We start from the raw sequence: 13,116 nt of genomic DNA, 5'->3' as shown, positions 1-13,116 counted from the left end.
CTGCCACAACTTTTGCTGTGCAACCTTAGGAAAACCATTAAGTGAAATTGCGACACGCCTTTATAGTAAAACTACTCGGTCTTTGTTTATCAGCCACTGTAATAACCGGCTGCATGAATACATCGTCAACCACGGCCAGTCTGCGAGACAACACGCCTTTTATTAGTCAGTATCAAGCCAGTGAACGCGCTCGAGTGGTCAGTAATGTGGATTACAAACTGACCTTTTTTCTAAATGGGCAAAGTCAATTTCGCGCCACATCTATCGTCAATTTCGACTTAAATGGCACAGCTAAAAACCTAACCTTAGATTTAAACCAAGCTAATATCATCTCTATGATAGTCAATGGTGTGAAAATCTATCCTGAGTACAATGGCAGTTATATCACCTTAAGCCCATCGTTGTTGCAATCTGGACCAAATACCATTGCCATTGAATTTACTCGCGAGCACAGCACCAATGGTGAAGGCTTGCACCGGTTTGTTGACCCAGTAGATGGCAAAGTATATTTATACTCGCATTTTGAACCCGCTGCAGCGCAGCAGATGTTCGCCGTGTTTGACCAGCCCGATTTAAAAGCCAGTTTTCAGCTTAACGTTCATGCACCTAAAGATTGGCAAGTCATTAGTGCAATGCGCGAAAGCAGTATTACAGCACAAGGCAATGAAAATGTATGGGTATTTCCTGCATCACCTAAGTTAAGCCCATATAACTTTTCACTGCATGCTGGTCCATATCATATGTGGCAAGACAACAGTGGACCGTATCCAATGCGGTTATTCTCTCGTCAGTCGGTCACCGAACAAGTCACTCCACAAGACTGGTTTACCTATACCAAGCAAGGGTTATACTTTTTTGACCGTTATTTCGGCATCCCTTACCCATTTAAAAAGTACGATCAAGTCCTAGTGCCTGATTTTTTATATGGTGCAATGGAAAATGCCGCCGCGATCACCTTTTCAGAAGATAGATTTTTGTTTAATGCAAAAATGACCGCGTCACAAAAAGAGCGCTTAGCGGGCGTGATCATGCATGAAATGGCACACCAATGGTTTGGTGATTTGGTCACCATGAAATGGTGGAACGGACTATGGTTAAATGAAAGTTTTGCTGCCTTTATGGGCATTCTTGCTACAGCTGAAGCGACAGAGTTCACCCATGCATGGCGCACCTTTTATGCATCAGGCAAGCAACGAGCTTACGAGCTAGATTCACTGGTAACCACCCATCCTATTGAAGTGCCTGTAGCCACAACCCAAAATGCCTTTGATAATATCGATGCGATCACTTACCAAAAAGGCGCATCAACGTTAAACCAGTTACGTCATCTACTCGGTGAAGAAACCTTCCGTCAAGGTGTTAAACAGTACCTTAGCAAATTCAGTTATCAAAATGCCCAGTTAGATGATTTTATCGGTAGCCTAGCAAAAGCCAGTAACCGTGACCTAAGCCAGTGGACCCAAGAATGGTTATATAAAGCAGGAGTGAACAGTATCAAAGCTGAATACACCTGTGCCAACGGCATGATCAGCGACTTCCAACTGGTTCAACGTGCAGTAAGCGATGAGTTTCCAACATTACGTGAGCAAAAAGTTAAAGTGGGTTTATTTTATCAACGCCGTTATGGCGTCGAAAAACATCAAACCGCGGTGGTGACTTACAAAGGTGCACGTACTGATGTCAGCGAATTGGTCGGAGAATATTGCCCTGATTTAGTCTATCCGAACTTAGATGACTGGGGTTTTGTCAAAGTTGATTTAGACCAACGTTCAATGAATACCGCTAAGCAATCTCTTAATAAAGTGCACGACCCATTATTACGCTCAATGTTATGGCAAAGCATGTGGGACAGTGTTTTAGATGGCCAAGCACCATTAAATGATTTTATTAATGTGGCATTAATTAATGCGCCACTTGAGCAAGATTATACGATTTTAGGCCAAGTAATTGCTAACTTAAATCGCGCCAAAGAAATGCTCGATTTAATGGCTCCGACGCATAAACAATATACTGACAAGGTCAGCCGTGCGCTAAGCCAGATGAGTTTACGCATGACAATGGAGCATCATAAAAACAGTGATTTCCAACGCCTGTGGTTCTCAGCATACGTTAACCTATCAACCCAGTCAGATCCGTTAAAGCACTTACAACAACTGCTAACTGGCAGCACTAAAGTAAAAGGTTTAGTGCTAGATCAAGATTTACGTTGGGATATCATTAGGCAACTGAATCGCTTTGATTTCGGTAATGCCTATGCATTACTCCAACGCGAAAAAATCAAGGACACATCGGATTCTGGTGAAAAAGCCGCCCTTGCAGCAGAGGTCATTCGTCCACAAGCACATCTCAAACGTCAATGGTTAAATACTATTGAACATAGCCAAGCCATGCCGTTTTCTAAACTGCGGGTAGCCATGTTTAACCTTTATCCTGCCGAGCAAAACTTACTCAGTGCTGCCACTGCAGAACAGCGCTTGGCAAATTTAATTGAGCTAGATAAAAAAGGGCCAGTATTTATGCGCAGTTACACTCAAGCATTAATTCCACATGCCTGCTCAATTGACAATATCACTATGATTGAACATGTGCTTAATACTGAAACAGGCTTATCCAAACTGACCCGTCGCGCCTTATTAGAGACTCGTCAAAATGAGTATCGCTGTATTAACATTAAACAATTGGTGAAACCTCAGTAAATCAACTTTGTTAACACCAAAACTTACCATAAAAATGGCCAGCAATTTGCTGGCCATTTTTATGGTGCACTAACCGGCTAACGTAAGCTAAAGGTCATCATGACTGGCGCATGGTCAGTACTGTCACTGTCACGTTCATAATCTGGTCGCACTAAATGACGATCAAATGTTTGGTATGCCTCTATGTGTGCTAAATTTTTCAACTGTTTAGGATCAAACTCACTCGAGACCAGAATATAATCTAAAACCGAACCTTCACTGCCGTAATAGTGGGTTGCAGGGCGTGATATCGGCAGCTCAATATCAGTATCTTTTACGGATTCAAATTCATCTAACGCTAAGCTAGCATTTGATTTTGTTGTCGCTTTAAATAATTCGTAACTGTCGTAGATTCGAAATTGATTAAGCTCAGCAAACAATTGTTGCTCGCTCAAACCGGCTAGTTTTTTATCTTCAATATCATTACGATACACGCGTAAGTTTTGATGAAAAGCGGCAAGTAAATCACTGTGCAATTTATCGTTAAAATCCCCCATCAATACAAAAGGCATGTTTTTTTGATGCTTGCGAAGCAACATCTGATGACACAGAAACGTCGCTTCATTGCCGCGCTGAATGCTCGACGCCCAACGTCCTAATACTTGTCTTGATATAAAGTCCGCCGCGCCTAAAGCACCACTGTCGGCTAGGTCATCTTTATCGAAACCACTACGTTTAGATTTTAAATGGATCACATAACAATCACAGGGGCCGAACTGCGGCAACTCGACCGTGGCGCGCAGTGGCAAGCGGCTAAAATTAAACTGTGACAAACCCAAAGCCTGACAGGCTGCTTGATCTGCCTCAACATTGGCCATTTCAGTAATAGGGTAACGTGATGCTAACGCCACTACAGGATGACGGTAAACATAGTCACTTTGCACTTCAGGCTCATCTAATACGGCAAAATAGTCATAACCTAATTGCTGACATAAGACTTTTAAATCATCAGGGCTGAAAACCTCTTGAAAACCAATAATATCAGGTTGGTTTTGTTGAATAAAGTCGCTGATCCAAGCACACTTTTGACGCCATTGTTCAGTGGTATAAATATTTTCAAAATCATAGTAGGCATTAGGCGGCGCAATAAAATTAAACAGATTTATCGATGCTACACGATATTGAAGTGGCTGAATTGAGTGTGATGTTAACAAAATAATAGCAAGCTCTTAAAACACGATAATAGCTATCATAACGTATTTAGGCCTTGTCTCCATAAAGCTAAGCTGAATTTGCTATTATTTTCTAGAGTGCACGTTAACCTCATTAACGCTCAGTTACATTTGGCGTGATCCCTTTAGATAACGTCATCGTAATATAATTAGTTAGACCCATTTAATCTGCGAAAACCCTCTGCGGCTTATCTTTAACCCAGATAAGCCGTTTTTTTATAAGAGGGAATATCAAATGTTTAAATCGTTATCTATATTGATCTTCACATTCGGAACTATTGCAGCTTTTGCGAGTAACTTACCTCAAGAGGAACCTAAGGTGGAATTACAATTTGCCGATGCCCGTCATGTTAAGTCGATTAACATTAATAATGACACTGTAATGGGGGGATTATCATCCAGCCATGTCACTCAATCAGCACAGTCAGTTAATTTTTCAGGCTCAGTGTCGTTAGACAATAATGGCGGTTTTGCCTCGGTCGAATTTGTCCTATTAACCGAACCTAAACAAGCAAGTCGCTGTCAGTTAATCGTTAAAGGTGATGGCAAACGTTATCAACTGCGCGTTAAAACGGCTGATTTACAATATGGTGAAGCTTATATTGCCGAATTCACCAGCCAGAAAGATCAAATAAGCGAGCATGTTTTTCACGTCGATGACTTTAAAATTGGATTTAGAGGACGAACAGTTCACAATGGTCCGGCATTAAATTTGGCAAAGGTTGAAAGGGTTGGCATTTTGATTGCCGATAAACAACAGGGCCATTTTGATATCGCTTTACACTCACTTTCATTTCAGTAAATTAGGAGCATGCAGCAAATGATCCAAGGCATTATCTTTGATCTCGACGGTACTCTGGTAGAATCCAGTCTAGACTTCAGCCTTATTCGACAGCAAATTGGCTGCCCTGATGATATCGATGTATTGAAACATGTGGCGTCACTGGACAGTAAAGATCTGCAAGATAAAGCTAACCAAATAATTATTGAACATGAAAACCAAGATGCCCTAACCGCTAAGGCGTTAGCAGGCATGACGGTGCTGCTGAGTTTTATCGAAAAACAACAAATTCCCTGTGCCATTGTCACCCGCAATAGCAAGGCGGCGAGTGAACTAAAGCTCGCCCAAAACAAGATCAATATTGACACCGTACTAACTCGCGAATGTTATCCCGCTAAACCTGCACCCGATGCACTTATCGCCATTGCGACACAATGGCAAATAGCGCCCAAGCACATTATGTATGTCGGTGATTATTTATATGATATTCAAGCTGCCAATAATGCCGGTATGATTGCCTGCTTTATCAACCATGGCATTGACGCACATTATCAACATTTATCCGATATTATTGTAAAAAGTCTCGATGAGTTATTAACCATTATTAAGCAATATAGCTTAAAGAAAACACCTTAACTGGCGCTTTAACTTATCATTATTTTTAATTTTGCTTAAATAAAGTCACATATCTCAGCTAACGATTTTTTAGCTAAAGCATGGGTCGGTACAGTCGCATCTTCTGCAGGATAACCAGCAATAATCAACATATAAGGTCGTTCATTGTCATTATCACGACCGCAAATCTTAGATAAAAAACTCATCGGTTTAGGCGTGTGAGTTAATGTACCAAGCCCAGCATGATGTAACGCCTGAATTAAAAAACCTGTCGCAATCCCCACAGACTCATGCACATAATAATTTGTTTTTTGCTCACCCTCTTGTTCTTTACGCTTTTGGCTAAAAACCGCAATCAGCCAAGGTGCATGTTCCAAATAAGGTTTACTGGCATTAGTGCCTAAAGGTTTTAATGCATCTAACCATTCATCACCTGCACGCCCAGCATAAAAAGCTTGCTCTAACGCCTCAGCCTGCTGACGAATCTGCGCTTTTATGGCAGAGCTTTGAATGGCGACAAAATGCCAAGGCTGATGATTAGCCCCATTAGGCGCGGTGCCTGCGGCAAGAATACATTGTTCAATAATGGCTTGTGGCACAGCACGATTTGAAAATTTTCGAATTGAATGCCTGCGTTTAACCTCTTGATAATTCTTCTCTGCTCGAGCAAACATTTCATCTTGCGGATATTCGATGAAATCACTCAGTGGCAAATGCTCGTCTGACATTGTCGTTCCTTGCGTCATGGTTATTAAGCATATGACTATGCCACATCAGCATTCTAAAAAGAAAATTGTCATTGCTACAGCAATCCATGTATTGCAACTCATCCATTAGCTGGATACAGTGCTGTAATGATTTTTATAAGGATGTAATATAATGATAGCAGCCATAATAGGTGCGACCGGATTAGTCGGAAAATCTTTACTGGAGTTGTTATTAGATAGCGATAAATATCAAAAAATATATGTTTTAGGACGCTCGCAACCACGTATTAATGAGCATCATTTCGGTAAAGAAAAACTGCATTATTTAGCATGCGAGTTGGACGAGCTACATGAAATGAATTTACCTGAACCTATCGATCATGGTTTTTGTTGTTTAGGCACCACCATCAAACAAGCAGGAAGTCAGCAAGCGTTTATCGAAGTGGATAAATTGGGCGTGTTAGCTTTTGCTAAACTGCTTAAGCGTCAATCACATCCAACGCTAGTACTACAAGTGATTAGCGCCTTAGATGCAAATCCACAATCCAGCGTGTTTTATAACCGTGTCAAAGGTGAAATGGAGCAGGAGTTACGCCTACTCCATTTGCCCCATGTACAAATTTTTCAGCCTAGTTTACTCATTGGCGAACGAGCAGACAGTCGTACATTAGAACAAATTGGCCAGTGGTTGTTCTGCTTAACCGGTTTTTTGTTTATCGGCTCACTTAAAAAATATAAACCTATCAATGGACTACAAGTTGCAAAGGTAATGGTCGATTCAGCACAACAGGCATCTAAATCGGTTAGCGTTATTAGTAATCTTGCGATGCATAATCAGTATTAAGTTTGTGCATAATAACCAGTGAAAGCTCATCACATACTCAATATTGTCTATACTGTTACCCAAGTAAACAATACAAAAACAAAAATGACCAGCCAATAACTTTGGAGATAGCCATGAGCGATAAATTACTCACCCTTGAAGAAGTCTGTAAAATTTTAGATAAAAGCCCTGCCACGATTAAGCGCTATGCCAGAGAGAATTTGTTATCAAGTCACCAAAATGGCGACGAACTGGCCTTTCCAGAGGGTGAAGTGATGCGTTACTTAGACTTCTCAAAACGATTAGGCTAATTTTTACTATTTCGAATTTGGTTCCAGGCTAATACCCATTAGTTGTCACAAAAAAAGGGAAAGCGATGCTTTCCCTTTTTGTTATGTAAAGTCACTTAACCGCGCTTAATCACCAAAGTCATCCAGTAGAATATTTTCAGCTTCAACCCCTAAACTTTCAAGCATGCCAATCACTGACGAGTTCATTATTGGCGGGCCACACATATAGAACTCACAGTCTTCTGGTGCCTTATGGTTTTTAAGATAATGCTCAAATAACACATTATGAATAAAGCCAGTGTAACCGGTCCAATTATCGGCAGGTAGTGGATCAGATAACGCCACATGCCATTCAAAGTTGTCATTCTCAGCCGCCAACATATCAAAATCTTCCTGGTAGAAAATCTCACGTTTAGAGCGAGCACCGTACCAAAAAGTCATTTTACGATTGGTTTTAACCCGTTTTAGTTGATTAAAAATATGTGAACGCATTGGCGCCATACCAGCCCCACCACCGACAAATACCATTTCAGCATCGGTCTCTTTTACAAAAAACTCACCAAATGGGCCAGAGATGGTGACCTTGTCACCGGCTTTTAAATTAAAAATATACGATGACATTTTACCCGGAGGCAAGCCTTCAGACGGTGGCGTGGCAATACGCACATTGAGCATAATGCGGCCTTTTTCATCGGGATAATTCGCCATTGAATAAGCGCGTAATACATCTTCATCTACCTTAGACACTAGCTTAAATAAGTCGTATTTTTCCCAGTCATCACGGTATTCAGCAGGAATATCAAAATCGGCATAGCGAACTTCATGGGCCGGTGCTTCAATTTGAATATATCCGCCCGCTTTAAACAGTACTTCTTCACCATCAGGTATTTTAAGCAGTAACTCTTTAATAAAGGTCGCTTGGTTATGATTAGAAATAACCTCACATTGCCATTTTTTAACCCCAAAAATCTCTTCATCGACCTCAAGGTCCATATCGCCGCGCACAGCAACCTGACATGCTAAACGACAGCCTTCTTTGGCTTCTTTTTTTGAAATATGATCAAGCTCTGTCGCCAGAATATCACCGCCGCCTGACTTCACTGTCACTCGACATTGACCACAAGTACCACCACCGCCACAGGCTGAAGGAATAAAAATCTGATTACCCGCTAATGCGCCCAGTAATTTATCACCTGCCGGCGTGATCACCGTTTTCGACGCATCATCATTAATGCTGATGGTCACTGCCCCCGTGTTAACCAGTTTACTTTTGGCGACTAAAATCACCATCACTAACACGCTTACGACTAGAGTAAACATGCCAATACCAATTGCCATTTCCATTAAATGCACCTTCTGATTAATCTGTCATTCTGCTGTAAGGAATTCATACTTTGCTTCCTAATGCTTTACAGCGTAATGCCAGCGAAAGACATAAAACCTAACGCCATCAAACCTGTGGTGATAAAGGTAATGCCAATACCTTGCAGACCTTCAGGAATAGCGTTGAACTTCATCCGCTCGCGCAGTCCAGCTAATAACACAATAGCCACAGCCCAACCTACCGCACTGCCCGCAGCAAACACGGTTGATTCAGCAAGGTTATAGTCGCGATTAGCCATAAAAATAACCACTGGCAAAAATGGCACAGTTTACTGTTAGCAAAGGTAGGAAAATGCCTAAACTTTGGTACAAGGTTGGAATATATCTTTCTAAGAACATTTCCAAAATTTGCACCAATGCCGCTATCACGCCAATAAAGGTAATCAGTTGCAAATAACTGATATCTAAATCAGCCATACCCGCCCAAGCTAATGCGCCAGGCGCGAGTACATTGACATAAATCAGTTGATTAATCGGCACAGCCAACATCATCACCACTATGACGGCAATACCTAAGCCAAAAGAGGTGGAGACCTTTTTGGATACCGCTAAAAACGTACACATACCTAAAAAGAATGACAGCGCCATATTGTCAATAAAGGCCGCTTGGATAAATAAATTAATATAATGTTCCATGATTATCCTCGCTTACGCTGAACAAGGTTAATTGCCCAAATCATCACGCCAATTAAGAAAAATGCACTCGGTGGTAAAGTGAACATCTCATTAGGTAAATACCAACCATCATTGGCTACTGTGGTCAATACTTCATGACCAAACAATGAGCCACGCCCTAACAGTTCACGTACAAACGCGACCCCAAGCAAAATAACGCCATAACCCATGGCATTGCCTACGGCATCAACAAATGCAAGATGCGGTGGATACTTCATCGCAAATGCTTCTGCACGTCCCATAATGATACAGTTGGTGATGATTAAGCTGACAAATACCGATAACTGTTTCGACAGTTCATAGGCAACATCCTGCAGCACCATATCAACGATGATCACCAATGACGCTATAACCGTCATTTGGGCAATAATTCGCACACTATTGGGAATAAAGTTACGAATGGTTGAAATAATCACATTGGAAAAAACCAATACAAATGTCACCGCTAAGGTCATCACTAATGCGGTTTGCATTGAGTTACTGACCGCCAGCGCGGAACACACCCCAAGCACCTGCATGGCGACAGGGTTATTGGCAAAAATGGGTGAAGTGAGAATGTCTTTTGTAGACGTTGACCGACTCATTTACTTCTCCTCCGCTTTAGCAAAACGGTGTAAGAATGTTTGATATCCTTCAACACCAAACCAAAACTCAACTGCTTTTTGAATACCTACACCGGTACGCGTGGCGCCAGATACACCATCAACACCATGTACATCACCGGCTTTAGCACCGCCTTTAATGACCTTAATGGCTATCTTACCTTTGGCATCGAATAGTTGCTTACCTTGCCATAGAGATGTCCAGGCAGGATCAGTGACAAAATCAGCAATACCAGGGGTTTCACCGTGTTCATAAAACACAATGTTCTTAATGGTATTAAGATCAGGCTCGACCGCTAAATAGCCATACATCATTGACCATAAACCTTTACCGTAAATAGGCATTACAATACTGGTTAACTTACCCTCAGCATCAAATACCTCAAAAATACGCACTTGATCCGCACGACTTTTGATTTTGGCAGTATCTTTTTTCGGCTTGCGTGAGGTTTCAGGGTTAATCGCCGCCATACGGCCATCAAAGTCCAGAATATTCTCCTGCGCTATGTACTCACCGGTTTCTAAGTCGACTAATTTAGGCTGCACGCGCGTTGCAAATAACTCTCTAAAATCGACTGAACTATTAGCAATACCAGCCGCTTTTAATACGAACTGTTGCACTTCATCGCGTTTTTTAACTAGCTTTCTTTCTTTTAAAATTTCGGCCGTACCGGTAATCATAAAAGAGCACACTAAACTCAAGCTGATGATGAAAACCATGGTTCCCATCACCGAATCTTTTTTAAAGGCCATGGCGTTTTAGTCTCCGTTTGATGTTGGCTCTCGCCACCAGGTAATCGAATAACGGTGCCCATAAGTTGGCAAATAAAATGGCTAACATAATGCCTTCAGGCAACTTCACATTTAGCACTCGGATCAACACCGTCATAAAGCCAATTAAGAAGCCATAAGCGTATTTTGCATTGCGAGTATAAGATGCTGTTACTGGGTCGGTCGCCATAAACATCATCCCCATGGCAAAACCACCGGTAACTAAGTGCCATGTCCACGGCATAGTAGCCATCGCATTTTTAGCTGGGCCAAAAAGATTAAATATAATTGCGGTGGCAATCATACCCAACATCACCCCAGCCACCACACGCCAATCGGCAACGCGAGTCATCAACAAAATACCGCCACCAATTAAAATAGCTAAAGCACTGGTTTCACCAATTGAGCCCACGGTAAAACCAAAGAAGGCATCCCACCATAGCGGATCACTTAATGCGCCAATCCAACTCACATCAGCAAAACTAAGTTTGTTAGCCGCTGCCAACCCCAAGGTTGTTGCACCAGAATATCCATCAACCGCCACAAACTGACTTATCGCTGCCACTTCTGTTGGGTAGGAAAAATAGATGAACGCATAACCAGCTAACGCCAGGTTTAAGAAGTTATATCCCATGCCACCAAACATCTCTTTAGCAACAATCACCCCAAAACTGATACCTATCGCCATAATCCACAACGGGGTCGAAACCGGCAGAATAAGCGAAAACAGTAACGCGGTAACAAAGAAGCCTTCATGCAGTTCTTGGCCGCGCATTCTGGAAAATATCACTTCCCAAAATAGGTTTACGATTAACGCGGTAAGATAGAAAGGCACATAAAAACTCGCGCCATAGGCAAATAAACTGAATATGCCAGACTCAGCAGTTAAGCCTGAAAATAGCATATTGAAAATAGCTAAATGCCAAGTATCTGGTGCGCTAGCGCCTGCAATAATAGCCAGTTGCGCTTGTAGGCCGATGTTATACATTCCAAAAAATAACGCGGGTAATAAACACATGCCGACGATATGCATAGTTCGTTTCACATCAATGGCATCACGAACATGAACCTGCCCTTTGGTGCTACGACCATGGGCAATCCATAACGATCGCAAGTATTTTCGCATCGAATCGCCGTGCTCATAATACTTGTCTTGGGTCGACGATTTTTTAATAGGCTTACTCATTAACCTTCCCTCTCGATAATATCTAGGCAAGCACGTAGTTCTTTACCAAAGTCATACTTTCCAGGACAAACAAAGGTACATAACGCGAGATCTTCTTCATCCAATTCCAACGCTCCAAGCAGTTGCGCTTCATCGGTATCACGTACCACTAAATCACGAATAAGTAAGGTGGGGAGAATATCTAAAGGCATGACACGGGCAAGTTGACCAAACGCCATCATCGCCCGAGCTGAACCACCAGCATGGGTGGTAAAATCGAATAACTTTTTGGTGCGACTGAAACCAGACATCATGATGCCTGTGAGGCTAAATTTGTTTTGATCGTTACGCACCCAGGGCAGTAATTGATGCTTATCATCTTCAGACAGCACACAAATCTGGTTATGAAAACGACCTAAGTAATCATACACACCCTCAGCAGTGTGGCCATTAAGCACGCTGCCAGACACAACACGTGAACGAACATTTTTAATTTTACCCGCCACAATGGGGCTTAATTGAGCACCTAACTGGGTGCGAACCAAACGTGGCTCAAGCACATTCGGGCCCGAAAAAGCCACTACGCGATCGGTATACAGCTCACCCTTTAAAAACAACTTGCCGTAAGCAATAACGTCTTGATAGCCCAAGTGCCACACTGGGCGCTCAATGCTAGCTGGCAGTAAAAAATGAATGTGAGTGCCCACTAACCCTGCAGGGTGAACACCATTAAATTGATGCATAGACACCTTAGGCAAGTTAGTGCAGATATCGCCACTCAGTAAGGGCGCGTTATCATCCTGGCACAGGTACACTTTGCCTTCGGTCAAATAGCTAAGCACTTGCAAACCGGCAACAAAAGCGTCAGTTTGCTCGGCGATAATAATGCGAGGGTCAGCAGCAAGTGGATTACTGTCCATTGCCGTAACAAATATACCTGCAGGCTGGCTATCTAATTGCGGCACGCGTGAAAATGGTCGTGTACGTAATGCCGTCCACAGGCCGCTATCGACAAGATTATCAACCACAAACTGGCGACTTAGCTGACTAAAGTCATCATAGCGCGCAAAGCTTTTAGCGTGTTGCTGCTCATCACACTCAATCACTACCGCCTGTAAAACGCGTTTTTCGCCACGATGGATTGCACTAACCTTGCCACTAGCAGGTGCGGTAAATTTTAGCCCTGGGGTTTTCTTGTCTTCAAAAAGCGCTTGCCCTTTGATGACAAAATCACCTTCCTCGACCAACATAGTCGGTTTTAAGCCAACATATTCTTCACCTAGTAACGCCACTGTTGTGGCTTTTTCACCCTCAAACACTTGCTGAATAGGCTTACCCATAATAGGTATATCCAAGCCGCGTTTAATAGTTGTTATCTGGTTTGAAACCCCTGCCAT

12 protein-coding genes and 1 pseudogene are annotated in these 13,116 nt (G+C 42.3%); 5 read left to right on the top strand and 8 right to left on the bottom strand.

What is annotated here, in order from left to right; all coding sequences use genetic code 11:
* Nucleotides 1-113 precede the first annotated feature (113 nt).
* Entirely contained in the window at nucleotides 114-2,696 is a 2,583-nt protein-coding gene (gene pepN / locus L0B17_RS05540; protein WP_235088218.1) for an aminopeptidase N, read from the top strand.
* 77 nt (nucleotides 2,697-2,773) lie between these two features.
* Here the strand turns inward: pepN and L0B17_RS05535 are convergent, their stop codons facing one another.
* A complete protein-coding gene (locus L0B17_RS05535; protein ID WP_235088216.1) occupies nucleotides 2,774-3,889 on the bottom strand; it encodes an endonuclease/exonuclease/phosphatase family protein in 1,116 nt (371 codons plus the stop codon).
* 253 nt (nucleotides 3,890-4,142) lie between these two features.
* Between L0B17_RS05535 and L0B17_RS05530 the strand changes: the two genes are divergently transcribed.
* Complete coding sequence (locus L0B17_RS05530) at nucleotides 4,143-4,709, top strand: CIA30 family protein (RefSeq protein WP_235088215.1); 567 nt, start codon at nucleotides 4,143-4,145, stop codon at nucleotides 4,707-4,709.
* Between the two features lie 18 nt (nucleotides 4,710-4,727).
* Nucleotides 4,728-5,324: an HAD family hydrolase gene (locus L0B17_RS05525; protein WP_235088213.1), complete on the top strand. Its 597-nt coding sequence runs from the start codon at nucleotides 4,728-4,730 to the stop codon at nucleotides 5,322-5,324.
* 35 nt (nucleotides 5,325-5,359) lie between these two features.
* Here the strand turns inward: L0B17_RS05525 and L0B17_RS05520 are convergent, their stop codons facing one another.
* On the bottom strand, nucleotides 5,360-6,031 hold the full coding sequence (locus L0B17_RS05520) for a nitroreductase family protein (protein ID WP_235088211.1): 672 nt from the start codon (nucleotides 6,029-6,031) through the stop codon (nucleotides 5,360-5,362).
* A gap of 151 nt (nucleotides 6,032-6,182) precedes the next feature.
* On the opposite strand from L0B17_RS05520, the gene L0B17_RS05515 reads away from it, so the two are divergent.
* Nucleotides 6,183-6,854, top strand: coding sequence for a nucleoside-diphosphate sugar epimerase (locus tag L0B17_RS05515; RefSeq protein ID WP_235088209.1), 672 nt, complete (start codon nucleotides 6,183-6,185; stop codon nucleotides 6,852-6,854).
* 113 nt (nucleotides 6,855-6,967) lie between these two features.
* A complete protein-coding gene (locus L0B17_RS05510; RefSeq protein ID WP_235088208.1) occupies nucleotides 6,968-7,144 on the top strand; it encodes a helix-turn-helix domain-containing protein in 177 nt (58 codons plus the stop codon).
* A 105-nt stretch (nucleotides 7,145-7,249) separates the two neighbouring features.
* On the opposite strand, the gene nqrF is transcribed toward L0B17_RS05510, so the two are convergent.
* From nqrF to L0B17_RS05480, 6 genes and pseudogenes are all read right to left on the bottom strand, one after another.
* The gene (nqrF, locus tag L0B17_RS05505) at nucleotides 7,250-8,467 is read right to left on the bottom strand and encodes an NADH:ubiquinone reductase (Na(+)-transporting) subunit F (protein ID WP_235088206.1); all 1,218 of its coding nucleotides are present in this window, start codon (nucleotides 8,465-8,467) and stop codon (nucleotides 7,250-7,252) included.
* A 65-nt stretch (nucleotides 8,468-8,532) separates the two neighbouring features.
* Nucleotides 8,533-9,142, bottom strand: a pseudogene (gene nqrE, locus L0B17_RS05500) (NADH:ubiquinone reductase (Na(+)-transporting) subunit E).
* Nucleotides 9,143-9,144: 2 nt separating this feature from the next.
* Nucleotides 9,145-9,765: an NADH:ubiquinone reductase (Na(+)-transporting) subunit D gene (locus tag L0B17_RS05495; protein ID WP_235088204.1), complete on the bottom strand. Its 621-nt coding sequence runs from the start codon at nucleotides 9,763-9,765 to the stop codon at nucleotides 9,145-9,147.
* On the bottom strand, nucleotides 9,766-10,536 hold the full coding sequence (locus tag L0B17_RS05490; protein WP_235088202.1) for a Na(+)-translocating NADH-quinone reductase subunit C: 771 nt from the start codon (nucleotides 10,534-10,536) through the stop codon (nucleotides 9,766-9,768). It lies immediately after the preceding gene.
* Entirely contained in the window at nucleotides 10,526-11,740 is a 1,215-nt protein-coding gene (locus L0B17_RS05485) for an NADH:ubiquinone reductase (Na(+)-transporting) subunit B (protein ID WP_235088200.1), read from the bottom strand. Before L0B17_RS05485 ends, L0B17_RS05490 begins: the two co-directional genes overlap by 11 nt.
* Nucleotides 11,740-13,116 (bottom strand): Na(+)-translocating NADH-quinone reductase subunit A, encoded by a 1,377-nt coding sequence (locus L0B17_RS05480; protein ID WP_235088198.1) that lies wholly within the window; start codon nucleotides 13,114-13,116, stop codon nucleotides 11,740-11,742. The genes L0B17_RS05485 and L0B17_RS05480 overlap by 1 nt, the downstream gene beginning before the upstream one ends.

This window comes from Shewanella sp. OMA3-2, from assembly GCF_021513195.1.
In the GTDB taxonomy this organism is placed as follows: Bacteria; Pseudomonadota; Gammaproteobacteria; order Enterobacterales; family Shewanellaceae; genus Shewanella.
This window is presented reverse-complemented; position numbering and strand designations above follow the sequence as displayed.